Origin of the sequence: Listeria sp. PSOL-1 (assembly GCF_902806445.1) — a bacterium.
Taxonomy (GTDB): Bacteria; Bacillota; Bacilli; order Lactobacillales; family Listeriaceae; genus Listeria.
Window position 1 is genome coordinate 1,499,291 of record NZ_LR760298.1, and the last position, 25,312, is coordinate 1,524,602.

A 25,312-nucleotide genomic window follows, 5' to 3' on the forward strand; every position below is an offset into this window, starting at 1 on the left:
AAAAAGGGTGATTTAACCTGACTCCAAGAGTCTTTTTTTAAGGATAAGTCCTCGATCGATTAGTATTTGTCCGCTCCATATGTCGCCATACTTCCACTCCAAACCTATCTACCTGATCTTCTTTCAGGGATCTTACTTTCTTTCGAAATGGGAAATCTCATCTCGAGGGGGGCTTCACGCTTAGATGCTTTCAGCGTTTATCCCGTCCGCACATAGCTACCCAGCGATGCTCCTGGCGGAACAACTGGTACACCAGCGGTGCGTCCATCCCGGTCCTCTCGTACTAAGGACAGCTCCTCTCAAATTTCCTGCGCCCGCGACGGATAGGGACCGAACTGTCTCACGACGTTCTGAACCCAGCTCGCGTGCCGCTTTAATGGGCGAACAGCCCAACCCTTGGGACCGACTACAGCCCCAGGATGCGACGAGCCGACATCGAGGTGCCAAACCTCCCCGTCGATGTGGACTCTTGGGGGAGATAAGCCTGTTATCCCCGGGGTAGCTTTTATCCGTTGAGCGATGGCCCTTCCATGCGGTACCACCGGATCACTAAGCCCGACTTTCGTCCCTGCTCGACTTGTCAGTCTCGCAGTCAAGCTCCCTTGTGCCTTTACACTCTGCGAATGATTTCCATCCATTCTGAGGGAACCTTTGGGCGCCTCCGTTACTCTTTAGGAGGCGACCGCCCCAGTCAAACTGCCCACCTGACACTGTCTCCCCACACGCTAAGTGTGGCGGGTTAGAATGGTCATACAGCAGGGGTAGTATCCCACCATTGCCTCCTCGCACGCTGGCGCGCGCGGCTCTTCGGCTCCTACCTATCCTGTACAAGCTGTACAAACATTCCATATCAGGTTGCAGTAAAGCTCCACGGGGTCTTTCCGTCCTGTCGCGGGTAACCTGCATCTTCACAGGTACTATAATTTCACCGAGTCTCTCGTTGAGACAGTGCCCAGATCGTTGCGCCTTTCGTGCGGGTCGGAACTTACCCGACAAGGAATTTCGCTACCTTAGGACCGTTATAGTTACGGCCGCCGTTTACTGGGGCTTCAATTCGCACCTTCGCTTACGCTAAGCGCTCCTCTTAACCTTCCAGCACCGGGCAGGCGTCAGCCCCTATACGTCACCTTACGGTTTTGCAGAGACCTGTGTTTTTGCTAAACAGTCGCCTGGGCCTATTCACTGCGGCTCTCTCGGGCTTTCACCCTATCAGAGCACCCCTTCTCCCGAAGTTACGGGGTCATTTTGCCGAGTTCCTTAACGAGAGTTCTCTCGCTCACCTTAGGATTCTCTCCTCATCTACCTGTGTCGGTTTGCGGTACGGGCCGCTCTACTCTTCCTAGAGGCTTTTCTTGACAGCGTGAAATCAGGAACTTCCGTACTTTAATTTCCTTCCCCATCACAGCTCATGCTTCGTAAGAAGCGGATTTGCCTACTTCTTACACTCACTGCTTGGACGCACCTTTCCATCTGTGCGCTTCCTTATCCTTCTGTGTCACCCCTTCGGTCAAACAAATAGCGCGGGTACAGGAATCTCCACCTGTTGTCCATCGCCTACGCCTATCGGCCTCGGCTTAGGTCCCGACTAACCCTGAGTGGACGAGCCTTCCTCAGGAAACCTTAGATATTCGGTGGAAGGGATTCTCACCCTTCTTTCGCTACTCATACCGGCATTCTCACTTCTAAGCGCTCCACCAGTCCTTTCGGTCTGGCTTCTCTGCCCTTAGAACGCTCTCCTACCACGAACATCTTACGATGTTCATCCACAGTTTCGGTAATACGTTTAGCCCCGGTACATTTTCGGCGCGGGGTCACTCGACCAGTGAGCTATTACGCACTCTTTCAATGGTGGCTGCTTCTAAGCCAACATCCTGGTTGTCTAAGCAACCCCACATCCTTTTCCACTTAACGTATATTTGGGGACCTTAACTGGTGGTCTGGGCTGTTTCCCTTTCGACTACGGATCTTATCACTCGCAGTCTGACTCCCGAAGATAAGTCAATGGCATTCGGAGTTTATCTGAATTCGGTAACCCGAGAGGGGCCCCTAGTCCAAACAGTGCTCTACCTCCATGACTCTCTACTTCGAGGCTAGCCCTAAAGCTATTTCGGAGAGAACCAGCTATCTCCAAGTTCGATTGGAATTTCTCCGCTACCCACACCTCATCCCCGCACTTTTCAACGTGCGTGGGTTCGGACCTCCAGTAAGTATTACCTTACCTTCATCCTGGACATGGGTAGATCACCTGGTTTCGGGTCTACGACCTGTTACTCTTTCGCCCTATTCAGACTCGCTTTCGCTACGGCTCCGCTTTTTCCACTTAACCTTGCAACAAATCGTAACTCGCCGGTTCATTCTACAAAAGGCACGCTATCACCCATTAACGGGCTCTAACTACTTGTAGGCACACGGTTTCAGGTACTCTTTCACTCCCCTTCCGGGGTGCTTTTCACCTTTCCCTCACGGTACTGGTTCACTATCGGTCACTAGGGAGTATTTAGCCTTGGGAGATGGTCCTCCCAGATTCCGACGGAATTTCACGTGTTCCGCCGTACTCAGGATCCACTCTAGAGAGAAGCACATTTCAACTACCGGGCTGTTACCGTCTCTGGCGGGCCTTTCCAGACCGCTTCGTCTATCTCCTTCTTTTCTTACTCCGTATTTGAGTGTCCTACAACCCCAAGAAGCAAGCTTCTTGGTTTGGGCTCTTTCCGTTTCGCTCGCCGCTACTCAGGAAATCGATTTTTCTTTCTCTTCCTCCAGGTACTTAGATGTTTCAGTTCCCTGGGTCTGCCTTTCTTTTGCTATGTATTCACAAAAGAATCCTATCTGACAAAAGATAGGGGGTTCCCCCATTCGGAAATCTCTGGATCAATGCTTACGTACAGCTCCCCAAAGCATATCGGCGTTAGTTCCGTCCTTCTTCGGCTCCTAGTGCCAAGGCATCCACCGTGCGCCCTTTCTAACTTAACCTTATTTCTTTCCTTATAAATAAGGAAAGGCATGTTCTTTGATCTGCGATGATCAAAGAAGGTTCATGCTTTATTTTGACTCGGTGTCTTGGTTTACACAAACCATTGGTTTGTGTGGTTTTCACTTTACTTTTTATCTAGTTTTCAAAGAACAATCTTTTTGAGAAGTTGCCCTCTCAAAACTGAACAAAAGAAGAAGAAAGCATCCTAGGCTTCCTATTCCTTAGAAAGGAGGTGATCCAGCCGCACCTTCCGATACGGCTACCTTGTTACGACTTCACCCCAATTATCTGTCCCACCTTCGGCGGCGGGCTCCAAAAAGGTTACCCTACCGACTTCGGGTGTTACAAACTCTCGTGGTGTGACGGGCGGTGTGTACAAGGCCCGGGAACGTATTCACCGCGGCATGCTGATCCGCGATTACTAGCGATTCCGGCTTCATGCAGGCGAGTTGCAGCCTGCAATCCGAACTGAGAATGGTTTTATGGGATTGGCTTCACCTCGCGGCTTCGCTGCCCTTTGTACCATCCATTGTAGCACGTGTGTAGCCCAGGTCATAAGGGGCATGATGATTTGACGTCATCCCCACCTTCCTCCGGCTTGCACCGGCAGTCACTTTAGAGTGCCCAACTAAATGCTGGCAACTAAAATCAAGGGTTGCGCTCGTTGCGGGACTTAACCCAACATCTCACGACACGAGCTGACGACAACCATGCACCACCTGTCACTTTGTCCCCGAAGGGTAAGCTCTGTCTCCAGAGTGGTCAAAGGATGTCAAGACCTGGTAAGGTTCTTCGCGTTGCTTCGAATTAAACCACATGCTCCACCGCTTGTGCGGGCCCCCGTCAATTCCTTTGAGTTTCAACCTTGCGGTCGTACTCCCCAGGCGGAGTGCTTAATGCGTTTGCTGCAGCACTAAGGGGCGGAAACCCCCTAACACTTAGCACTCATCGTTTACGGCGTGGACTACCAGGGTATCTAATCCTGTTTGCTCCCCACGCTTTCGCGCCTCAGCGTCAGTTACAGACCAGAGAGCCGCCTTCGCCACTGGTGTTCCTCCATATATCTACGCATTTCACCGCTACACATGGAATTCCACTCTCCTCTTCTGCACTCCAGTCTCCCAGTTTTGAGTGACCCTCCTCGGTTGAGCCGAGGGCTTTCACACCCAACTTAAGAAACCGCCTGCGCGCGCTTTACGCCCAATAATTCCGGACAACGCTTGCCACCTACGTATTACCGCGGCTGCTGGCACGTAGTTAGCCGTGGCTTTCTGGTTAGATACCGTCAAGGGATAAGCAGTAACTCTTATCCTGTTTCTTCTCTAACAACAGTGCTTTACGATCCGAAAACCTTCTTCACACACGCGGCGTTGCTCCGTCAGACTTTCGTCCATTGCGGAAGATTCCCTACTGCTGCCTCCCGTAGGAGTCTGGGCCGTGTCTCAGTCCCAGTGTGGCCGATCACCCTCTCAGGTCGGCTATACATCGTCGCCTTGGTAGGCCTTGACCCCACCAACTAGCTAATGTACCGCGGGCCCATCTATCAGTGACACCGAAGCGTCTTTCTTCATCGGTTCATGCGAACCGAAGATCTATGCGGTATTAGCACCTGTTTCCAAGTGTTATCCCCCGCTGATAGGCAGGTTGCCCACGTGTTACTCACCCGTCCGCCACTCACGAACACATATGAGCAAGCTCATGCGTGTTGTTCGTTCGACTTGCATGTATTAGGCACGCCGCCAGCGTTCGTCCTGAGCCAGGATCAAACTCTCATTAAAATGATGTTGAATACTTATTCATAAGTATGAATAAGCTTTCTTACTCGTTAAACGGTGCTAGCAAATTTTTACTAACGTTTTTGATGGAAACGACTTTTCGTTTCCTATCCTAGGAATTTTGGGTGAAACATTTCGTTTCATCGCTTTTTCTTCTTTTTTGTTCAGTTTTCAAAGGGCACTTGTTTTTGTTGAACCGTTACGTTTGTATGTATCAGCAACGTTTATAAATATATCAATTTTTCATGGATTCGTCAATAGATTTGATCAACTTTTTTGCATAAAGTGAAAAAAAGTTGAGTTATCGCAAATATAACTAATTTATAAACATAAAAGTTACTACATGTTTTTCGCCTCTTTTCATATAAAAAGAGGTCAAATAACACTCGACCTCTTCCTACTAACTATAAGCTTTTTAATTATTTAAGCGTTTTTCTAAATCAGCTTTTTTATCTTCAAAGCCAGGTTTTCCAAGAAGTGCAAACATATTTGTTTTATAAGCTTCTACTCCTGGTTGGTCAAATGGATTCACACCATTTAAATAACCACTAATCCCAACCGCTTTTTCAAAGAAGTAAACAAGATAGCCGAATGTATATGGATCTAATTTAGGCACTTCGACAATAAAGTTTGGCACTTCTCCGTCTGTATGTGCAAGTAGTGTTCCTTCAAATGCTTTTGTATTAACAAAATCAACCGTTTCACCTGCTAAATAATTCAATCCATCTAAATCAACATCTTCTTTATTGATTGTTAAGTCATGACGTGGTTTTCCCACCTTAACAACCGTTTCAAACAAATTGCGACGTCCGTCTTGAATATACTGACCCAATGAATGCAAATCAGTAGAAAAGCTAGCGCTAGATGGATAAATTCCTTTCTGGTCTTTACCTTCACTTTCACCAAATAATTGCTTCCACCACTCATTGAAATATTGCAAGCAAGGTTCATAACTAATTAGTAATTCAGTTACTTTTCCTTTACGATAAAGTACATTACGGGCAGCTGCATATTGATAAGCAATATTTTCTTTTAATGAAGGGTTAGCAAAATCTTTACTTGCAACTTCTGCGCCTTCCATCATTGCTTTAATATCTACACCACTAACAGCAATAGGAAGTAAACCAACCGCTGTAAGTACCGAGAACCGTCCACCTACATCATCAGGAACAACAAACGTTTCATAGCCTTCATTGTCAGCTAGAGTTTTTAGTGCTCCTTTTGCTTTATCGGTTGTAGCATAAATACGACTTTTCGCTTCTTCTTTGCCATATTTTTTTTCTAGCAACTCTTTGAACGCTCGGAAGGCAATAGCAGGTTCCGTTGTTGTACCAGACTTAGAAATAACATTAACCGAAAAATCACGGTCTTGTACGAGTTCCATTAAATCGTGTAAATAGCTTGAACTTATACTGTTTCCTGCAAAGAAAACTTGGGGTGTCTGGCGTTTTTCTTTGTCTAATACATTATAGAAGGAATGACTCAATGCTTCAATAGCAGCACGAGCTCCAAGGTAAGATCCTCCAATACCAATGACAATTAAAATATCCGAATCATTCTTAATTTTATCGGAAGCTTTTAAAATACGGGCAAATTCGTCTTTATCATAATCACTTGGCAAGTTAACCCAGCCGAGGTAATCTGATCCAGCACCTGAACCATTATGTAAAGCATCATGTGCAGCTCTTACGGCAGGCTCTAAATAATCAATTTCATGTTTTTCAAAAAAACGTAGCGCCTTTGAATAATCAAATTTAATATGTGTCATCTTTATTCCCTCCAGATATATAAAAGATTCTCTATTAACTTTATCTCAAACAAAGAAGTTTAGCAAGGAAACCCCTATCGCACATGCAGCTCATTATTACATTTATAGAGTACTCCTTTTATAAAAATTAGCTTGTTTAAAGTAATATCCTCCAGATCAATTAAATTATTAGCTGTTAGTATCGGAAGCCACTTTACTTGATAGACGCTATTATCATTTGACAAATCATAAAAATCACCTACTGCAGTGGCTTGAAAGACAAACCTACAGACATGCTCCCAAGCGGTTCTATTTTCTTTACAAAATAGCAATGTATTGATGACGATATCCATATTAGTTTGTTGTTTTATTTTCAGCTTCAATGTATCTTCCATCGTTTTATCCATTGGTACATCGCCACCTGGTAGCTTCCAGGTGAAATCTTTTTTCCTTATAATCAATACTTCATCTTTTTTCTCATTGTAGATAAATGCTTCAACACTGATTTTTCTTTTCACTGGCACCCTCCCTTTTGCAAAACTTTTATTTAGTTAACAAATACGTTCATTCCAGCGAATAATCAAAAAATTTACACAAAAAAGCTAATTTGTATACTAAAAATGAACAGATTTGAACAAAAATTAAGATTATCGTTTCTAAATTTTATTGGTCTGCCTTTCTTATCCAATCTTGCAACTTGTCTCGCAGTGTATTAAAGCCATTGTCTGATTCTTTTTTTTGCGTTTTTTCTTTAGGTAGATCTTCAGTAGCACGGATTGACAAACTTATTTTGCCGCTTTCTTGATCAATATCTAATACTTTCACCTCGACTTCCTGGCCTAATTCTAAAAAATCGTGGATATCCTTCACAAAACCATGTCTAACCTCAGAAATATGTACTAATCCTTGTGTCTTATCATCCAATGCAACAAATGCTCCGTATCCTTGGATTCCAGTCACTTTCCCTTTAATGATATCACCCACTGCAAACGAACTCATAACCACTGCACCTGCTTTCATACATAACTACTATGTTTTTGTATTATATCACTTTGGCAATTATTCTACAATTAAGGTGGTTGAGGATTTATTTCAGCCTACTATTTTAAATTCATATGATACAATAGAAATTAGTTTTAATATTAATCATCATTTAAGGAGGGTTTTTCATTGTATGAGTCAATTTGATGAAGTTATTCCGCGTCTTGGTACAAATTCTGCAAAATGGGATGGCGTGAAAAATGTTTTTGGAAGCGAGGGAATCATTCCAATGTGGGTCGCTGATATGGATTTCAAGGCCCCAAAACCGGTTCTTGATGCGTTAAAAAAACAAAGCGATCACGGCATCTTTGGCTACACTAATGATAGTAAAAAAGCAAAAGAAGCAATTATCCATTGGAATCAAATGCGACATCAATTTACCATTCCAGAAGAAGCGATTTTATTAAATACAGCTGTTGTTCCTTCTATTTCGCTTGCTATTCGTGCACTAACAAATGAAAGCGATAGTATTTTAATGCATTCCCCCATTTATCCTCCATTTTTTAAAGTGGCACAAGAAACAAAGCGGAATATTGTGAAATCTCCTTTGCGTTATCAAGATCAACGCTTATTTATTGATATAGAAGATATGGAACGGAAAATAAAAACTGAAAACGTTAAACTCTTTCTGCTTTGTAACCCGCAAAATCCAGGAAGCCGAGTATGGGATAAAGAGGAATTACAACAAATCGTTGACCTTTGTAAGAAATATCAATTACCTATTGTTTCTGATGAGGTTCACGCTGATTTAGTGATGAAAGGAAAAAAGCATAGACCACTTGCTGCTTTAGCGCCTGAATATCAAGATCAAATGATCACATTAATGGCACCATCTAAAACATTTAATTTAGCTGCGCTTAAAGTTTCTTATTTAATTATTACAAATCCTGAGTATCGCAAGCTTTTTGAAGCAAAGCAAACCTATATTCATGCTGCTGAAATCAATATTTTTGGCTTGGTTGGAATGGAGGCTGCTTATAATGAAGGGGTTCATTGGCTTGATGAATTGCGTGACTATCTTTATGAAAATTATCAGTATGTAAAAGCCGAGCTAAAAACGTATGCACCTGCTGTTAGCGTTACTAAATTTGAGGCAACTTATCTTCTATGGCTTGATGTGCGTAAAATCGATAAAGATGAAAGAACGCTTTATCAGGATATTATTCATGCTGGGTGTGGAGTTCAAATGGGTTCTAACTTTGGTAAAGAAGGTACTGGCTTTATCCGCGTAAATATTGCTTGTCCTCGCGAAACATTGAAAGCAGGGATTGCTGCGCTTATAGACGGCATTAATCACTAATTATCCATTCAAAAGGAGATGATTTCACGATGTTTTTAGGTATCAGCGAATTGCTTTATTCCAAAATCCGCTATTTATTAGTTGCTGTAATTATGATTCTAATCATGTTGCTCGCCTTTATTTTATCTGGTTTAGCAAATGGGCTCGCTTATGATAACGCTTCATCCATCGCAAATAACAATGTCCCCTATTATGCCATTAGCAAAGATGCACAAGGGAAATTAGCACGTTCTGAATTTCCAGAAACAGATTTTTCAGCTGTGAAAAATGATCAAAATGTAAAAGATGCGGCGGAATTTGGACAATCGATGCAAACTTTGAAACGCGCCAGTGATAACAAAAAATATAGCATTGCTTTCTTTGCAATTAAACCGGATCAATTCCTAAATCCGAACGTTATTGAAGGTAAAAATTTAGAAGTGACAAAGCCAGACGAAATTGTTGTTGATGCTTCCCTTAAAAAAGACGGTATAAAGCTAGGGGATATTTTAACAGATGACATGCTGAATAAAGAACTAAAAATTGTTGGTTTTACGGCACATAAAAAGTATAGTCATTCACCTGTTGTTTACATTAACATCGCCACTTGGCAATCGATTAATCCGGTATTATACCACCAAAAAACGCCTCAATTAAATGCAGTGGCAATCAAAACTAAAACGACCGACCAAGCACCAAAATTATCTAATAAGCAGTTAAAAATTTTAAGCCAACGTGAATTTTTAAATCAAATTCCTGGTTATTCCGCTGAACAGATGACGCTTAATATGATGATTTATTTCTTAATTATTATTGGTGGCTTTATTCTAACCGCCTTCTTTTACGTAATGACATTACAAAAAACAACGCAATTTGGTATTTTAAAAGCGCTTGGGACAAAAACAAGTCGTATTGTAGCCAGTGTGATTTCACAAGTTGTTATTATTTCATTTATTAGCATCATCATTAGTGTCTGTATTACGCTTCTCTTGCCATCTATTTTCCCTAGTGCGATGCCATTTAAGCTTTCAACTGAAACGATTGTGCTTTACAGTATTCTTTTCTTTGTTGTTGCTTTAATTGGGTCTCTTCTATCACTTAGAAAAGTAGCGAAGGTTGATGCACTTGATGCAATTCGTGGAGGTGATGAGTCATGAAAGAACGTTTACTTTTTAAAAATGTGACCAAAAATTATCCATCTGGACCAACGACGATTCATGCTTTAAGAAAAACGGATTTCACTGCAAATGCTGGAGAACTGATTGCTATTGTCGGGCCAAGTGGTTCTGGTAAGAGCACTTTCTTATCACTTGCTGGTGCCCTTTTAACACCTACAGATGGCTCTATTCTAATCAATGGAACAGATATAAGCCATTTAAATAAAAAGCAACAAACCGAACTTCGCTTAAAAGAAATTGGTTTTATTTTTCAAGCTGCACATCTTGTCCCCTACTTAAAAGTGAAGGATCAAATCAGTTTTATTGGCAAAATGGCGACGAAAGATAAAAATAGCGTCGTTCAAAAAAGCCTAAAACTTTTAGAACAACTTGGGTTAAAAGAACGTGCTAATTTTTATCCTAAAGATTTATCTGGTGGTGAAAAACAGCGTGTGGCCATTGCACGTGCTCTCATTAATTCGCCAGCAGTGATTTTAGCTGACGAACCTACGGCAAGTCTTGATACAAAACGTAGCCGCGAAGTTGTGGAGCTAATTCAAAGTGAAGTGGTTAATACCGAAAGAACAGCGATTATGGTGACACATGACGAACGCATGCTTGATCTTTGTAACCATGTTTACCGGATGGAAGATGGCGCATTAACGAAAGAGCGTTGAGTCTTTGGCATATACAAAATAAATCGGCGACAAGCGTATATATTTAAGAAGTATTAAATATACACTTGTCGCCGATTTGTCGTATTCAAAATATAGAGTCTGCGCTCTATGTTTTAGCTGAATCGCAACTTTTTTTCAGTTATTCTTTAATATCAATGCTTTCAATGATTACATCATACACGGGCTTATCTTGTGCGCCTGTTTGTACTTTTGCAATGTCATCCACAACGTCCATGCCATTAATCACATGTCCAAAAACCGTATGACGGCCATCAAGCCAAGGTGTCCCGCCATTCTTATAGGCTTCAATAACTTCTTCTGGAAAGCCAACTTCTTTCATTTGATCGAGCATTTCTTCAGGCATATCTGGTTTTTGGACGATGAAAAATTGGCTTCCATTGGTGTTTGGACCAGCATTAGCCATTGAAAGTGCCCCGCGTAAATTAAAAGCTTCACGAGAAAATTCATCTTCAAATGGTGTCCCCCAAATACTTTCTCCGCCTGTTCCTAGTCCAGCTGGGTCCCCTCCTTGAATCATGAATTCAGGGATTACACGGTGGAAAATCAAACCATTATAATAACCATTTTTTGCATGTGTGACAAAGTTTTCTACTGCTTTTGGAGCAATGTCTGGGAATAGTTTTAATTGAATCGTGCCGCGGTTTGTTTTCATTTCTGCCGTAATTTCATTTTGGGCAACTTCTTTTGATAGTTGTGGGTAAGTCATGTAATCAGTAACTCCTTTTATTTTTATTTTCAATTGCTTAATTGAACCAAATCATGAACAAGTTAATCACAACAGCAATCAAATATATTACTAGTATACCAGCCACAATCCAAATAACAATTTTTTTAGTCATAAATTTTCTCGTCTCCTAAAGATCAGTCTATTTTCTTTATTGATACTTTTATTTTATAATGAATGAGGAACTTTTAAAAATAAAATGAATAGAGATGGAGATTGTTTTATGACGATTAAAAAACGCAATTTATACATTTTAATGCTCGCTAATTTATTAATTGCCGCAAGCACGACAATGATCATGCCTTTTTTATCACTTTATATTAAGACTTTTGGAAATCATAATTCTGATTATATTCAACGCTGGGCTGGCTATATTTTTGGTGTGACTTTTCTTGTCGCTTTTCTTTTTTCGCCAATTTGGGGGCGAATAGGCGATCGCTATGGTTACAAGTGGATTTTGGTATTTACTGCTTTTGGGATGGCAATTTGCATTTTCTTGATGGGCTTTGCGAATTCGGTTACTTATTTGCTTGTTGTAAGAATATTTATGGGGATTGTTACAGGATTCATCGGGATCAGTAATGCTTTTATCGCTAGACAAACAACAAAACAAGAAGCAGGAAAAGTCCTTGGTACACTTCAACTTGGTGGAGTAACTGGGATGCTTTTTGGTCCGCTTTTCGGTGGAGCAATGGCCGATTTAGTTGGTTTTAAAGATACATTTACAATTACAGCGATTGCCATTACTATTGCTGCAATTGTCGTAACAGTTGGGATTAAAGAATTGAAAAAAGAATCCCAACAAGGCGGGCGATTAGTGTATTCTAGGCGCGCTGTTTTAAAACGAATTTTCACTTTGCGCGTTTTATTTACGGTTATGATTATTACGGCTTTAATTCAAATTGCAAATTTCAGTGCTCAACCTTTACTTGCTTTATACGTTGGTGAAATGACGCATGCTAAAGATATTGCATTTTTATCCGGACTTGCTTTCTCAGCAACTGGTTTTGGGAATTTAGTTATGACAAGACAATGGGGAAAACTTGGTGACAAGTATGGCTATGAAAAGATTTTAAATATCCTGCTTATTTTAGCGGTATTATTTGTAGTTCCACAAGCTTTTGCTACAAATTTATGGACTTTTATTTTATTTCGTTTCTTATTTGGGATTGCACTTGGAGGTATGGTTCCTTGTTCAACAGCTTATATCCGGCTGGCTGCACCTGGACCGATGCAGGGCGAAATGCTTGGTTATAATCAGAGTGCCCGTTTTTTAGGAAATGTTATTGGCCCTATACTAGGAGGGACACTTGCCGGATACATCGGAATTAGCAATGTTTTTGTTTTTATGGGCGGCTTGTTTTTAGTTGCTTTCTTTATTTTACTTTATGCGCTTCACGCCGATCGCAAGCGTCATTTAAATGTAGATTAGCGGCATAAACAAAATAAACCGATGCCAAACACTCGCGTTTAATCGATTTGCCAGACTTCTGGTTTTCGCGTACAGTCTTACATGTCACTTCTTTTAAACCTCTTCAATGTAAACGCTTTTACCCTGCTGGATATATAGCATCTACGCTAATTTTTTATTCTTAAAAAAGAGAGCTGAATCGCATGATGATCCAAGCTCTTTTGTTTTACGCTTCATTTGCTCAAATCATCTGCTTTTTGTCGTTAAAAAAAGTATGTTATAATATAAATATATCTTTTTGTTATACTAACAAATGTAAGTACTTGCTTTATTTTTTGTCAGCGATTGAATGAAAGTACTTATTCTTTCTATATATCCTAAAAGAGGGGGACGCTATTTTGTCACTTTTGCATATTGTCATACTTTTGCCCTTTTTAGTGGCATTACTCATCCCATTAACGTCACGATGGACGAAAAAAATACATACAGGATGGCTCGTTTTACCTGTGCCTATCGTTCTCTTCATTTATTTTCTTACTTATATTCCGAAAACGATGGCTGGTGTATCAAAAGAAACGTGGGCTTGGATTCCTAGTTTCCAGATCAATTTTACGGTTGTTGTTGATGGTCTTAGCTTATTATTTGCTTTATTAATTACTGGCATCGGGGCGCTTGTTACTTTCTATTCCATTTTCTATTTAGAGAAAAATAAAGAGCGATTGAATAATTTTTATGCTTTTCTAATGATTTTTATGACAGCAATGCTTGGCGTTGTCTTAAGTGATAATTTAATCGTTCTTTATCTTTTTTGGGAGCTTACTTCAATTAGTTCATTTTTATTGATTGGTTATTGGTATCATCGTGAGCGCTCACGTTATGGCGCTAGAAAGTCAATGATGGTCACGGTCTTTGGTGGTTTAATGATGCTTGGAGGCTTTATTATTCTCCATATTATGACAGACAGCTTTTCGATTCGCGCAATTATAGCAAACGGCGCTGCAATTGTTGAAAACCAGTTATTTGTACCCGCAATGATTCTTATTTTACTAGGTGCTTTCACAAAATCTGCCCAAGTTCCTTTTCATATTTGGCTTCCTGATGCGATGGAGGCACCAACTCCTGTTAGTGCCTATCTCCATTCAGCAACCATGGTTAAAGCGGGGATTTACATTGTCGCACGCTTTACACCTCTTTTTGCTGTCTCTGGTGTCTGGTTTTGGACGGTTTCGCTAGTTGGGGCAGCAACACTTCTTTGGGGCTCGGTGAATGCTACTAAAAAAACAGATTTAAAAGCGATTTTAGCCTATTCAACAATTAGTCAGCTTGGGTTAATTATGACACTTCTTGGGGTTGGGGCAGCTAGTCTGCATTTTGATAACTTAAATGATACGATTTACGTGGCAGCGATTTTTGCCGCTGTCTTCCATCTATTTAATCATGCTACTTTTAAAGGAAGTTTGTTCATGGTGGTTGGGATTATTGATCATGAAACTGGAACACGTGACATTCGTCGGCTTGGTGGTTTAATGCGAATCATGCCAATAACAGCTACGATTGCTTTTATTGGTACTTTTGCTATGGCTGGGTTACCTCCTTTTAATGGTTTTTTAAGTAAAGAAATGTTTTTTGAAAGCATGATAGATGTTTCACACCTTAATCTTTTTCACGCTGAAACTTGGGGTGTTCTTTTACCCGTGGTTGCTTGGATTTCAGGTGTATTTACGTTTGTTTATAGCATGATGATTTTCTTTAAAACGTTTTCTGGCAAATTAAAACCCTATTTATTACCAAAAAAACCGCATGAAGCACCTATTGGCCTGCTGCTACCACCGATTATTTTAGCAGCGTTTGTCGTCTTAATTGGGATTATGCCAAACATGATTAATAAGTCGCTTTTAGTGCCTGCTGTTAAATCCATTTTACCTAAATTGGCGAATGATTTTTCGATTCACGTTAGCATGTGGCATGGAATTACACCAGCGTTACTTATGACAATCGGTGTGATTATCGTCGGGTTACTACTCTATAAAACGCATAAATACTGGAAATCATGGATTGTTACGCATATTACACAAAAACTTCAACTGGAAAAAGCATATGATTATAGTATATTTTACCTTGAACAAGGCTCCTATCGTACAACGATGTGGATTATGACGGGCTGGTTACGTACCTATTTAAATTATATACTAGGGGCCTTTATTATTTTAACGATGGGTACAATGATTGCTGCTTCTGCTTTTAACTTTGATCTTGTAACACTTACATCTGTTTCTGCTGTAGATTTTGTTCTTGCTGCCGTTATTTTAGTTACACTAATTGGCATTGTTTTTTCGAAATCTCGTGTTACTTCCATCATCTTGCTTGGTACGCTTGGCTATACAATTAGTATATTCTTTGTTATTGCACGTGCACCAGACCTTGCTCTAACACAGCTTGTGATTGAAACGATTTCCGTTGTACTTTATCTGCTTGCCTTTTACCACCTACCTCAGTTTAGTAACATTGAAGAGAAGCCAAAACTTCTTTCTGCTAAAACACTTATTAGTATTGGTGTAGGGATAACGATGACACTTTTAACATTGGTTGCTTATGATACTAGTTTTTATGAATCTATTTCTGAATACTATATTGCTAATGCTTACAAAGAGGCTGCTGGGAAAAACATTGTTAATGTTATTTTAGTCGATTTCCGTGGTTTTGATACACTTTTTGAAACGGCTGTGCTAGCGATTGCTTCTATTGGTATCTTTGCCATGGTGAAACTACGACTTACTAAGAGGGAGGATAAAGATGAAAACAAATAACGTCCTACTACGCAATGTAACAAAAGTTGTTGCTTTTATCATTTTCTTATTCTCACTACATCTTTTCTTTGCTGGGCATTATAATCCTGGAGGAGGCTTTGTTGCGGGTCTTACAAGTGCTGGCGCAATCACACTTACACTTCTTGCTTATGATATCAAAACCGTACAAGGCATGCTTCATATGAATACCATCATGTTAACGGCTTTTGGGCTTCTGATTGCCTTTTGTACTGGAATGATTGGTATTTTTTCTGGAAAACCATTTTTAACGCATAAATTCGGTGATGTTGTACTGCCAATTCTAGGTAAAACAGCCTTGCATACTGCGACATTGTTTGATTTAGGTATTTATCTTGTTGTCGTCGGCGTCACCTTAACGATTATTCAAACGATTGGGGAGAGTGACTAAAATGGAATTATTAATGTCTGTTCTCATCGGTCTTATGTTTGCTGCTTCTGTTTATTTAATTCTTTCCAAAAGCTTGCTTAGAATTATTATTGGAACGGCGATTTTAAGTCATGGCGTGAATTTATTAGTTCTAACAGTAGGTGGTTTAAAACGTGGAAACGTGCCAATCTTGGGATTAAAAGGTGTAACTGGCTATAATGACCCCCTTCCGCAAGCGCTTATTTTAACAGCGATTGTTATCAGTTTTGGCGTAACAGCTTTTTTCCTGGTTCTTGCTTATCGTGCTTATCAAGAATTAGACAGTGAAAGTATATCTAAGACGAGAGGACATGAAGCAGATGATGAATAATTTAACCTTAATGCCCATTTTAGTCCCCTTTTTAGGTGCGATTGTGTTACTTTTACTGCCAAGACGAATTTTTATTCAACGTACAGTAGCACTGATTTTCAGCCTGCTTCTTGTATTTGTTTCACTCGCTTTAGTTTATCTGGTGAAAACACATGGGATTATGGCGGTTACAATTGGGAATTGGAAAGCCCCTTTTGGTATCACTATTGTTGGCGACATGTTAGCTGCACTTCTTGTTACAACAACAAGCATTCTTGTTAGCTGTGTATTGGTCTATTCTTTCTATTCGATTGGAAAACCACGTGAAAAATTCCTTTATTATCCAGCAGTCTTATTTATGATTGTTGGTGTGAATGGTTCATTTTTAACAGGAGATATCTTTAATTTATTTGTTTTCTTTGAAGTTATGTTAGTGGCTTCCTATCTCCTTTTAGTTCTCGGTGGAACAAAAATTCAACTTAAAGCAACTGTTAAATATTTATTAATTAATATTATCGGTTCAGCTTTTTTCATCGTTGCGATTGCTTTACTTTATTCAATGATTGGTACGTTAAATATGGCAGATATTTCTGCTAAAATTAATGCCTTACATGGTGTAAATACTGGAATGATTAGTGTCGTTGCTGTTTTGTTTTTATTCGTCTTTGGGCTTAAAGCTGGTTTATTTCCACTCTATTTTTGGCTTCCTGGTTCTTACTTTGCTCCACCAATATCTGTTTTAGCTTTATTTGGCGGCTTACTTACAAAAGTTGGCGTTTATGCCATTATTCGTACGTATACCTTGTTTTTTGCTAAAGAAACTACTTTTGCCATGCTCCTACTTGGGGTTTTAGCAATTATTACCATTATTTTTGGTGTGATTGGTGCCATTAGTTACCATGATTTAAAAACGATCGTGATTTATAATATCTTAATTGCCATTGGTGTCATTTTATTTAGTGTTTCTGTTTTATCTCGTGAATCACTGATGGGCGCTATTTATTACCTCATTCATGATATGCTTGTGAAAGGAATTTTATTTCTCTTAATTGGTGTGATTATGGCAATTACTGGTTCATCTAGCACAAAGAAATTCAGTGGTTTAATGACTGTTTATCCTTCACTTGGTTGGACTTTCTTTATTGCAATTCTTGCCCTTTCTGGAATTCCGCCGCTCAGTGGTTTTTTTGGTAAATTGCTTATTGTTGAGGGAGCATTCTCAGCTGGTGTATTTATAGGTGGAATCATCGTCTTACTTTCCAGTCTCTTTGTCCTAATGTCACTCATCAAAGTGTTCACAGCTGGATTTTGGGGAGAAAAAAAGGGGAATTTCAATACTAATGTCCCTTACCATAAAATGATGTTCCCTGTTACCATTTTACTTACATTATCTGTTTGTTATGGGCTGTTTACGCAAATGCTTTATCCTTACATTGCGCAAGCTGTAGATCCATTAATTGATCCTAGTGTTTATATTCATGCTGTATTAAAGGAGTGATGATTCATGGCTTTTCAATTAATTATCAATGTAATTCTAGCTTGTTTATGGATGTTTCTTGAATCATCATTTACATTTGGAACATTTGTTTCTGGTTTCCTAATTGGCGTTGTGTTGTTGTTTTTCATGCGCCGCTTTTTAGGGACAACCTTTTACATTTTCAGATTGCTTGCTCTTGTTAAGTTGCTTTACAATTTCTTACATGATCTTATTATTTCAACCGTTCGTGTCAGTCGAATTATTTTAAAAAAAGATATGAATATTCGCCCTGGAATTTTTAGATATGATACGATGCTTGAAACGGACTGGGAAGTAACAATGCTTGCGTTAATGATCACCTTGACGCCAGGGACGCTTTCGATCACCATTTCGGATGATTATAAATCGATTTATGTCCATTCCCTTCATGTACCAAACATTGAAGAAGAAATTACAACCATCCGAAAATCTTATGAAGGTGCAATCATGGAGGTGTTTCACGGATGATATTAAAAGTTGCTTTATCCATTGGTTTACTTCTTTATGCGATTTCAACTTTCCTTTATCTTTATCGTATTTTAAAAGGACCAACAACTTCTGATAAAGTTATTGCATTAGATTCGACTGGGATGAATTTGGTTGCCATTGTGGCGCTTCTGTCGATCCTTTATGACACGGATGCTTATCTAGATGTTATTTTACTCATTGCCTTACTTGCTTTTATTGGGACCGTTTCTTTTGCAAAATTTGTTGAGAAAGGTAAGGTGATTGATCGTGAACGTGATAATTGAAATTATTATTTCTGTCATGATTGTCATTGGTGGCTTATTAAGTATTCTTGGAGCAATCGGTGTGATTCGCTTGCCAGACGTCTACACGCGTACACATGCTGCTGGGATTAGCAATACATTTGGAGTTAGTCTGCTTTTACTTGCTACGGTTGGTTACTTTTTTCATTCTGGTGAAGGTTTTAATGCGCGCGTACTATTAGCGATTTTCTTTATCTATTTAACAACTCCCGTCGCATCTCATCTTATTAATCGTGCTGCTTACGATACAGGGGTCCCACTTGCTATTCGAATTCGTGACCAACTACGCTCTGTGAAAAAAGAGGATATTAAGAAGCGGAAAAATTTAATTATTCGCCAAGAACAAATTGAAAAAGCCCGTCAAGAAAAAGAAGAATTGGAAGACCGGCTCGATTGGGAACTTCGTGCAGAAAACATTGACGAACACGAAAATAAGGAAGATGTAGACCGCGATACCCAAGAGCAAACCATTGAGGAGCAAGCTGATGATTCAGAGCATGAAATCATTGAAAAAGAAGAAAAGGATGACGAGAAAAAATAAAGAGTCTAGGAACATCATAAACAAAATAAATCGAGCGAGAGCGTTTGTATGGAAGAAGTCTGATAAATTTCTTCCATACAAACGCTTCTCACTCGATTTATACTTTCATCTTACTTAGCCATTTACTTTTCTCCTGACCAATAAACGAATAACTAATCCAACCATTATTGTTCCAATAGAAATTAAAATTCCATAAATCACAGCAAAAGAATGATAAGTGAGCGAAATATTTCGCGCATTTGCTGGAATTTCTACGGCGATAAAATCACCATAAATTTTTTTAATGGCTGTCTCTTTTCCATCAACTTTGACATTCCAAGCATTATCGTAAGGAATCGATAAAAATATGGTGCGCTTGTTAGAAACGGGCTTGATTTTTCCAATTAAGTGGCTATCTTTTGTTTTTTCAAGTTGAATGGAGGTTTTTTTGGCTTCTTTGATTAGAGAACCAAATTGTGCTTGATCTAAGCTGTAGAATATTTCATTGGTCACTTTCTTTTCTTTTAAGCCTTTTATTTCCAAGGTAACTGTTTCACCTTTATGAAAATAGCCTAAGTTAAACAATTGATTGGTTTCAATTTCGCGATTGGGTTTGTGTAGCTTGCCGTTGACTAATATATCCGTTATACCGCTCCAATTCATATGTGGCCAATACATTAGCAGATTGCCTGTCGTAGTAGTTTGTACTGTGATTTTAGAAGCGCCTTGTTTCATAACGGATTGCGCGGGTTTAAAATATGGTTTGCGACTTGCCGAAATATCTTGCAATACATTTTCCAAATTCATTATGATAGCGTCGTCTTGAAGCTTCACTCGTTGATCTCTTACAAACAACCCTGCACCAATTGCTTCTGGATTTTTTTCACTTGTTTTTTCAGAATAAATGTCATATTTAATATTAAGAAGTAGATTTAAAGCTGGATTCGATTCAACAACTGAGAAGCGTCTTTCATTTTTAGAATAGGCCCCAAGATTTGACAATGTATTTAAAATGTCTTTATTCAAAGTCGATGTATAAGCCGAAGCACCGGGGAAATCAAACATATAACCATCATTGTAATTATAATAAGGGACTTTATAGCCTAAATCATCTCCCGGAATCCGTTCATTTATTCGCACAAGTTTGCTATTGTCTTTTAGCTCAGCCACTAAATGATTCATTTTTTTATAAGAATTTTCAAAAGTTTGCTCATTACTATACGAAATATTATCCATGCCTACTCGAAAATTCAAGCCAAGTTCGGTAAAAAAGAGAAAGGCAATAAAAAACAGACTAAGCCGACTCTTTTTGTTCGCCCAAATGAAAAGAAAAATACTATAAATGCACAAATAAATAAGCGTGATCCCCAAGTATTTTAGTTTAGAGCCATCAAAAATATCGCTATTTTTAAAAATATAACTTTCAACCCTAGCACTAAGCGAACCAAGTAAAAGGAGTCCAAGTAAAAGACCAGTGGCCTTGAAAAGCTGCTTGTTACGCCAAGTAAGGTTTTGTTCATTTTGCCATGCGGAAAAACCGCGATAACCAAAACTAATAACGAGAAAACTTAAGATGAAGCTATTTCGATACGGGAATCCTGCTGGCGCTTGGAGCATGTGCCAAAATGTATTAAATAACTCAATCATTAGGCTCAAAAGGCAAACGAACAGAAGGAATAACGCCCCTTTTTTCTCTCGTGTCGGGATGTTTTTCACAAAAAAGAAAAGGATTAAAAAAAGAACGACAAGAACACCAGAATAAATGACTGGTAAATGTGCAAGCCGATTTGAAAACCTAATCGTCCCAACATCCCACTGTGAAAAGATTGAAAAGAGAAACTTAGGATAAAAACTTAGCGTTGATAATGAAAAGCTTGTTTTCGCAGTTTTCAGCATTCCAAAAAGAGCAGGTAATAAAACAAAAGCTGTTAGAATCCCTGTGAAAATCAAATAAAAGAGAAATTTTTTCCATCTATGGAATAGAGCTTTCACTTTCCAATCTTTTAATTTAGGATATTTCAACCAGTCTAAATATGCACGATATACTAGCGAAAATAAACAAACCATATAGCCTAAATAAAAGTTTGTTACAATCGTCAAGAATAGCGTCACTCCATATAAAATCCCACTCTTTTCTTCTGCCAACCGCTCAAGTCCTAAAACAACAAGTGGAAATAAAATAAGCGCATCAAGCCACATATAATTGAAACTATACGCCACAACAAAACCACAAAAGCTATAGGCTGTTGAAAATAGAAGCATCGAAAAGCGAATCTTTTGATTATGTTTTTTTAAATAATAACACATGGAAAGGCCCATCAAAGAAATTTTAACCATTATGATCCAGATCAGAGCGGTTGGTAAATTTTCTTTTGGAAATAAAAAACTAATAAAATTGAAGGGACTCATTAAGTAATAACTCCACATTGTTGCAATTGAATCACCAATCCCATTTGAAAACGAATATAAGCTCATCCCATCGCTAAAAAAGGAGCGAAAAGAATACATAAATTGTAAATACTGTGTCCCAATATCGCTAATTAGCAAATTATTGTCACCAAATGGCGTAACTCCCAAAGAAGCAAACGTGATACAAAGTAAAAAGAGAGGAACAAAGAAACTTCCTCCATACAAGATAATTTTATTCATAGTTTCCCTCCACCAAACTTTATAAAAGTGGTTATGTAAATCATGTGCCAAACTTTTTTATCTTCTTTTATCATATTAACTTATTTTATCTCTTACTACCACTAGTTTAATGTTTTTTCTTTACTGCGAGTGTTGCCCGGCTTACACAAATCTTTCGGCCACCTTCATCGATCAAATCAATTTGCCAAACTTGAGTTGTTTTTCCGTCATGCACACAATTTGCAACTGCAACAATTTCTCCTGATTGCTTACTTGCCAAGTGATTCGCATTAATTTCTAGCCCAAAAGCAATTTCATCAGTAGCAATCGAATGAGATGCACCTAGGCTTGCTGCATGCTCAGCTAAAAGGACAGAAACTCCGCCATGCAAATAGCCAAAAGGTTGTAACACTTTTTCAGTTATTTCAAGTTTTAGAGCTGCATAGCCTTTTTTCACTTCAATAATTTCAATACCAAGCGTTTCTTGAATTCCCATAATAATCTCTACCTCCTCTTCTTTTAAAGCTTATCATAAGTACTTTTTGTTTGCACTTATTCGTTTGTGGTAAAATAATAAATAAAACACTATACCAGGGAGATTTTATCATGACTATTTTTAATAACGTACCATTGATTGCTTCACTTGTTGCCATTGTTTTTGCACAAGTAGTTAAAGTTCCAATATACCTTATTGTTTCACGTAAAATAGACTTAGGGTTAATTTTTTCCACTGGTGGAATGCCTAGTTCACACTCAGCTGCTGTCACAGCCTTAATGACAACAACGGCAATTCAATATGGATTAGCTTCTCCTTATTTCGCTATTGCTACTGTTTTTGGGGTGATTGTGATGTTTGATGCTACTGGGGTAAGGCGACAAGCTGGAGAACATGCCATTGTTTTAAATCGACTTGTACTGGAGTTTCAAGAATTAGCAAAACATGCAAAAGGATTGACCAGTCCTAAACAAGAAGAAAAAACGAAGCATTTAAAAGAATTGTTAGGGCATAAACCAATGGAAGTATTTTTTGGCGCATTAACTGGTATTGCGATTGGCTTTTTGCTGGATTATTTACTAGGAACTTTTTAAAAAAGATAAGCGCTTGGGCTAAGTCCGAAATAAATCGGTGTAGGCTCAAACGCTTATCTTTTTTACATCGTATTAGACAAAGATATCAATGATAAGCACCATAATAAAGACGCTAAATGATAGTAACGTTTCAAGAACAGTCCATGTTTTAAATGTTTCTTTTACTGTTAATCCTAAATATTCTTTTACTAACCAAAAACCTGCATCATTAACGTGAGAAAGCATTAGTGATCCTGCACCCGTTGCAATGACTAGCAACGCTGTATTAACTCCTGTCATCTGCTCGACAATTGGAGACACGATTCCTGCCGCTGTCGTTAAGGCAACTGTTGCTGAACCTGTTGCTACTCGAATAAGGCCAGCTACCAAGAAGCTCATGACAATTGGGGATAAATTCATTTGACCAGCAAGATTAGCAATAGCTGTCGCAACACCTGTATCAATTAAGATTTGTTTAAAAGCACCCCCTGCACCAATAATTAAAATAATTGCCGCAAGCGGTTTCATACTTTCATCTGTTAAACCACGAATGATCTCTGCATTTTGTCCAAGTCTAAATCCTAATAAATAATAAGCAACAAATACAGAAATAAGAAGCGCAACGAGTGGACTGCCAATAAAATCAATAACGTTAGTAAGCCCTGCTGGAAGTTTAAATAAAGCTGCAATCATCGTTAGCAACATTAAAATAATTGGCAAGAATACAATGAAGAAAGATACGCCAACAGACGGTAATTTTTCATTGTCTTTCATCGTATCTGGACGCATTAACTTTGGTGCATGCTCTGGTGTCACACGTTTGCTAATAAATCGTGCAAAAAGTGGTCCAGCGATTATTCCTGCGGGTAATGCAAAACACAGTGAATAAAGAAGGACCTCGCTGACATTGGCATGATAAATTCCAATCGCTGTCATTGCTCCTGGATGTGGTGGAATAATTCCATGCGCAATGGATAAGCCCGCTAAAACAGGCAAGCCCAGCAACAAAATATTTTTCTTCACTGTTTTTTGAATGGACAGAACAATTGGAAGTAAGATCACTAATCCAACTTCAAAAAAAACTGGAATTCCAATAATTAGCCCTGAAAAAAACATCGCCCATGGCAGTCTCTTTGCACCTAACCTTTTAACAAAGAAATTAGCAATTTGCATGCCGGCGCCAGAAGTCGACATCATTTTTCCTAAAATAGTTCCGAGTGCTAGAATACCTACTAAATGGCCTAACACTCCACCAACACCGGTTTCAAATGCTGCAGGTATTTTTTGCCAAGGCATACCGGCAAAAACTGCTAAAAAAATGGTTGCTACAGATAAACTAAGGTACGCATGCCATTTCCACCAAGAAACCCCTAAGATGACGATTAGAATAGAAATGATCGTAATTGAAAATAGGTAAATATCTTGCATGTTTTCCCTCTCCTTTTTAACGAATTAAACTTTGTTGTTTATTACTCATAAGGGCCTCTACTTCTGATACAGTGGTATGTGGTACATCCCCTGGAATAGCATGTGCAAGAACCGCATTATGGACAGCGAATTCTAATGTTTTTTCTTCGCCCCAATTTTCTGTTTGCCCAAAAATAATTCCTGCAGCATAAGCATCGCCAGCACCAATTCTATCTAATATTGCAACAGACTGTCTGCTACTTACCTGAAACTCACCTCTTGCCATAAATCCAGCTAGATAATGTTTTCCTTCTTCAAATGAGCGCATTGTCCCTACAAAAGTATCGATATGATACTCTTCTTTAAAAATTTCTGTAACAGCTTTTAATTGTTCCAGTTCGCTCGCTAGTTCTGGTGCTTTAATATCAAGTAATTCTGTCAAATCGCGTATGCCACCAAAAACAGTATCTGCGCTATAAAGGATCTTTTCATATTGTTCTTTGATAAATTCTTTCGTGTGCTGCGTATTTAGACTTGGTCGATAATTGAAGTCAAAATACAATTTTTTGTTATATTTTTTGGCTGTTGCTGCAATTTTTAAAGCGGTTTCACGAGTTTGCTCAGTTAAAAGTAATGAAATGCCGCAAATATGAACAAAATCACTGGTTGCTACAGCTTCTTCAATTGGGTAACTTGCTGGATTCGCTTGGCAAAAGGCACTGGCGAGACGATTTTGATACGTAACAACAGTGGGTCTTAAACCATAACCCATCTCAACAAAATAACTGCCCATATGATTGCCATTCAATCGAATAAATTGATCATTAATTCCATATTTACGCAAGGTTGCTCTAGCCACTTTACCAATAGAATTATTGGGTAAAGTGGTAAGAAGCGTTGTTTCCAGTCCAAAATTTTTAAGATTTGCGAGTAGGTTAACACCTGTACCAGTAATTTGATATGTAAGCTGGTTAGTTTGTTCTAATAACTGATATTCAGGTGGGGTAAAGCGTAAATTTACTTCACCATAAGACAACATTTTCATTTCAGTAA

At 39.0% G+C, this 25,312-nt stretch carries 20 protein-coding genes and 2 rRNA genes; 12 read left to right on the forward strand and 10 right to left on the reverse strand.

What is annotated here, in order from left to right:
- Positions 1-39 precede the first annotated feature (39 nt).
- From G6Q10_RS07335 to yugI, 5 genes are all read right to left on the reverse strand, one after another.
- A 23S ribosomal RNA gene (locus tag G6Q10_RS07335) occupies positions 40-2,973 on the reverse strand.
- Positions 2,974-3,199: 226 nt separating this feature from the next.
- Positions 3,200-4,752: ribosomal RNA gene (locus G6Q10_RS07340) — 16S ribosomal RNA — on the reverse strand.
- The 16S and 23S rRNA genes sit together here, the layout of an rRNA operon.
- Positions 4,753-5,164: 412 nt before the next feature.
- Positions 5,165-6,517, reverse strand: a complete 1,353-nt coding sequence (locus G6Q10_RS07345; RefSeq protein WP_163654661.1) for a glucose-6-phosphate isomerase — start codon at positions 6,515-6,517, stop codon at positions 5,165-5,167.
- Positions 6,518-6,591: 74 nt separating this feature from the next.
- Entirely contained in the window at positions 6,592-7,014 is a 423-nt protein-coding gene (locus tag G6Q10_RS07350; protein WP_163654663.1) for an NUDIX hydrolase, read from the reverse strand.
- Positions 7,015-7,159: 145 nt separating this feature from the next.
- Positions 7,160-7,495: a S1 domain-containing post-transcriptional regulator GSP13 gene (gene yugI / locus G6Q10_RS07355; protein WP_163654665.1), complete on the reverse strand. Its 336-nt coding sequence runs from the start codon at positions 7,493-7,495 to the stop codon at positions 7,160-7,162.
- A gap of 175 nt (positions 7,496-7,670) precedes the next feature.
- On the opposite strand from yugI, the gene G6Q10_RS07360 reads away from it, so the two are divergent.
- Genes G6Q10_RS07360 through G6Q10_RS07370 form a run of 3 tightly spaced genes read left to right on the forward strand, consistent with a single transcriptional unit; the run spans position 7,671 to position 10,650 of the window.
- Entirely contained in the window at positions 7,671-8,837 is a 1,167-nt protein-coding gene (locus G6Q10_RS07360; protein WP_163654667.1) for a MalY/PatB family protein, read from the forward strand.
- Positions 8,838-8,866: 29 nt separating this feature from the next.
- Positions 8,867-9,973, forward strand: a complete 1,107-nt coding sequence (locus tag G6Q10_RS07365) for an ABC transporter permease (RefSeq protein WP_163654669.1) — start codon at positions 8,867-8,869, stop codon at positions 9,971-9,973.
- Entirely contained in the window at positions 9,970-10,650 is a 681-nt protein-coding gene (locus G6Q10_RS07370; protein ID WP_163654671.1) for an ABC transporter ATP-binding protein, read from the forward strand. The genes G6Q10_RS07365 and G6Q10_RS07370 overlap by 4 nt, the downstream gene beginning before the upstream one ends.
- A gap of 139 nt (positions 10,651-10,789) precedes the next feature.
- Here the strand turns inward: G6Q10_RS07370 and G6Q10_RS07375 are convergent, their stop codons facing one another.
- Positions 10,790-11,377 carry a peptidylprolyl isomerase gene (locus G6Q10_RS07375; protein WP_163654673.1) on the reverse strand — a complete coding sequence of 196 codons (588 nt, stop codon included), beginning with the start codon at positions 11,375-11,377 and terminating at the stop codon, positions 10,790-10,792.
- Between the two features lie 241 nt (positions 11,378-11,618).
- Here G6Q10_RS07375 and G6Q10_RS07380 point away from each other — a divergent pair, with 241 nt between their 5' ends.
- The 8 genes from G6Q10_RS07380 (at position 11,619) to mnhG (ending at position 19,177) form a co-directional block, all read left to right on the forward strand.
- Positions 11,619-12,827, forward strand: a complete 1,209-nt coding sequence (locus G6Q10_RS07380) for a lmo2377 family MFS transporter (protein WP_163654675.1) — start codon at positions 11,619-11,621, stop codon at positions 12,825-12,827.
- A gap of 377 nt (positions 12,828-13,204) precedes the next feature.
- Positions 13,205-15,613 carry a Na+/H+ antiporter subunit A gene (locus G6Q10_RS07385; RefSeq protein WP_163654677.1) on the forward strand — a complete coding sequence of 803 codons (2,409 nt, stop codon included), beginning with the start codon at positions 13,205-13,207 and terminating at the stop codon, positions 15,611-15,613.
- Complete coding sequence (locus tag G6Q10_RS07390; protein ID WP_163654679.1) at positions 15,600-16,022, forward strand: Na(+)/H(+) antiporter subunit B; 423 nt, start codon at positions 15,600-15,602, stop codon at positions 16,020-16,022. The genes G6Q10_RS07385 and G6Q10_RS07390 overlap by 14 nt, the downstream gene beginning before the upstream one ends.
- A 1-nt stretch (position 16,023) precedes the next feature.
- Positions 16,024-16,371 carry a Na(+)/H(+) antiporter subunit C gene (locus tag G6Q10_RS07395; protein WP_163654681.1) on the forward strand — a complete coding sequence of 116 codons (348 nt, stop codon included), beginning with the start codon at positions 16,024-16,026 and terminating at the stop codon, positions 16,369-16,371.
- The gene (locus G6Q10_RS07400) at positions 16,364-17,848 is read left to right on the forward strand and encodes a Na+/H+ antiporter subunit D (protein ID WP_163655819.1); all 1,485 of its coding nucleotides are present in this window, start codon (positions 16,364-16,366) and stop codon (positions 17,846-17,848) included. Before G6Q10_RS07395 ends, G6Q10_RS07400 begins: the two co-directional genes overlap by 8 nt.
- A 6-nt stretch (positions 17,849-17,854) precedes the next feature.
- Positions 17,855-18,334, forward strand: a complete 480-nt coding sequence (locus tag G6Q10_RS07405; protein ID WP_163654683.1) for a Na+/H+ antiporter subunit E — start codon at positions 17,855-17,857, stop codon at positions 18,332-18,334.
- Positions 18,331-18,618, forward strand: a complete 288-nt coding sequence (locus G6Q10_RS07410) for a Na(+)/H(+) antiporter subunit F1 (protein ID WP_163654685.1) — start codon at positions 18,331-18,333, stop codon at positions 18,616-18,618. Before G6Q10_RS07405 ends, G6Q10_RS07410 begins: the two co-directional genes overlap by 4 nt.
- Positions 18,602-19,177 (forward strand): monovalent cation/H(+) antiporter subunit G, encoded by a 576-nt coding sequence (mnhG, locus tag G6Q10_RS07415; protein WP_163654687.1) that lies wholly within the window; start codon positions 18,602-18,604, stop codon positions 19,175-19,177. The genes G6Q10_RS07410 and mnhG overlap by 17 nt, the downstream gene beginning before the upstream one ends.
- 114 nt (positions 19,178-19,291) lie before the next feature.
- On the opposite strand, the gene G6Q10_RS07420 is transcribed toward mnhG, so the two are convergent.
- The gene (locus G6Q10_RS07420) at positions 19,292-21,805 is read right to left on the reverse strand and encodes a YfhO family protein (protein ID WP_163654689.1); all 2,514 of its coding nucleotides are present in this window, start codon (positions 21,803-21,805) and stop codon (positions 19,292-19,294) included.
- A gap of 106 nt (positions 21,806-21,911) precedes the next feature.
- Positions 21,912-22,280 (reverse strand): 1,4-dihydroxy-2-naphthoyl-CoA hydrolase MenI, encoded by a 369-nt coding sequence (menI, locus tag G6Q10_RS07425; RefSeq protein ID WP_163654691.1) that lies wholly within the window; start codon positions 22,278-22,280, stop codon positions 21,912-21,914.
- A gap of 110 nt (positions 22,281-22,390) precedes the next feature.
- Between menI and G6Q10_RS07430 the strand changes: the two genes are divergently transcribed.
- Complete coding sequence (locus tag G6Q10_RS07430) at positions 22,391-22,873, forward strand: divergent PAP2 family protein (RefSeq protein WP_163654693.1); 483 nt, start codon at positions 22,391-22,393, stop codon at positions 22,871-22,873.
- 72 nt (positions 22,874-22,945) lie between these two features.
- On the opposite strand, the gene G6Q10_RS07435 is transcribed toward G6Q10_RS07430, so the two are convergent.
- Together G6Q10_RS07435 and G6Q10_RS07440 are read right to left on the reverse strand one after the other, a co-directional pair.
- On the reverse strand, positions 22,946-24,280 hold the full coding sequence (locus G6Q10_RS07435; protein ID WP_163654695.1) for a GntT/GntP/DsdX family permease: 1,335 nt from the start codon (positions 24,278-24,280) through the stop codon (positions 22,946-22,948).
- A gap of 16 nt (positions 24,281-24,296) precedes the next feature.
- On the reverse strand, positions 24,297-25,304 hold the full coding sequence (locus tag G6Q10_RS07440) for a sugar kinase (RefSeq protein WP_163654697.1): 1,008 nt from the start codon (positions 25,302-25,304) through the stop codon (positions 24,297-24,299).
- Positions 25,305-25,312 lie beyond the last annotated feature (8 nt).

What these genes read in the sequence shown, in the direction of transcription:
- G6Q10_RS07345 (WP_163654661.1), bottom strand. Translation starts at nt 6,517, where the DNA reads ATGACACATATTAAATTTGATTATTCAAAGGCGCTACGTTTTTTTGAA.
- yugI (WP_163654665.1), bottom strand. Translation starts at nt 7,495, where the DNA reads ATGAGTTCGTTTGCAGTGGGTGATATCATTAAAGGGAAAGTGACTGGA.
- G6Q10_RS07360 (WP_163654667.1), top strand. Translation starts at nt 7,671, where the DNA reads ATGAGTCAATTTGATGAAGTTATTCCGCGTCTTGGTACAAATTCTGCA.
- G6Q10_RS07365 (WP_163654669.1), top strand. Translation starts at nt 8,867, where the DNA reads ATGTTTTTAGGTATCAGCGAATTGCTTTATTCCAAAATCCGCTATTTA.
- G6Q10_RS07370 (WP_163654671.1), top strand. Translation starts at nt 9,970, where the DNA reads ATGAAAGAACGTTTACTTTTTAAAAATGTGACCAAAAATTATCCATCT.
- G6Q10_RS07375 (WP_163654673.1), bottom strand. Translation starts at nt 11,377, where the DNA reads ATGACTTACCCACAACTATCAAAAGAAGTTGCCCAAAATGAAATTACG.
- G6Q10_RS07380 (WP_163654675.1), top strand. Translation starts at nt 11,619, where the DNA reads ATGACGATTAAAAAACGCAATTTATACATTTTAATGCTCGCTAATTTA.
- G6Q10_RS07390 (WP_163654679.1), top strand. Translation starts at nt 15,600, where the DNA reads ATGAAAACAAATAACGTCCTACTACGCAATGTAACAAAAGTTGTTGCT.
- G6Q10_RS07395 (WP_163654681.1), top strand. Translation starts at nt 16,024, where the DNA reads ATGGAATTATTAATGTCTGTTCTCATCGGTCTTATGTTTGCTGCTTCT.
- G6Q10_RS07400 (WP_163655819.1), top strand. Translation starts at nt 16,364, where the DNA reads ATGAATAATTTAACCTTAATGCCCATTTTAGTCCCCTTTTTAGGTGCG.
- G6Q10_RS07405 (WP_163654683.1), top strand. Translation starts at nt 17,855, where the DNA reads ATGGCTTTTCAATTAATTATCAATGTAATTCTAGCTTGTTTATGGATG.
- G6Q10_RS07410 (WP_163654685.1), top strand. Translation starts at nt 18,331, where the DNA reads ATGATATTAAAAGTTGCTTTATCCATTGGTTTACTTCTTTATGCGATT.
- G6Q10_RS07420 (WP_163654689.1), bottom strand. Translation starts at nt 21,805, where the DNA reads ATGAATAAAATTATCTTGTATGGAGGAAGTTTCTTTGTTCCTCTCTTT.
- menI (WP_163654691.1), bottom strand. Translation starts at nt 22,280, where the DNA reads ATGGGAATTCAAGAAACGCTTGGTATTGAAATTATTGAAGTGAAAAAA.
- G6Q10_RS07430 (WP_163654693.1), top strand. Translation starts at nt 22,391, where the DNA reads ATGACTATTTTTAATAACGTACCATTGATTGCTTCACTTGTTGCCATT.
- G6Q10_RS07435 (WP_163654695.1), bottom strand. Translation starts at nt 24,280, where the DNA reads ATGCAAGATATTTACCTATTTTCAATTACGATCATTTCTATTCTAATC.
- G6Q10_RS07440 (WP_163654697.1), bottom strand. Translation starts at nt 25,304, where the DNA reads ATGAAAATGTTGTCTTATGGTGAAGTAAATTTACGCTTTACCCCACCT.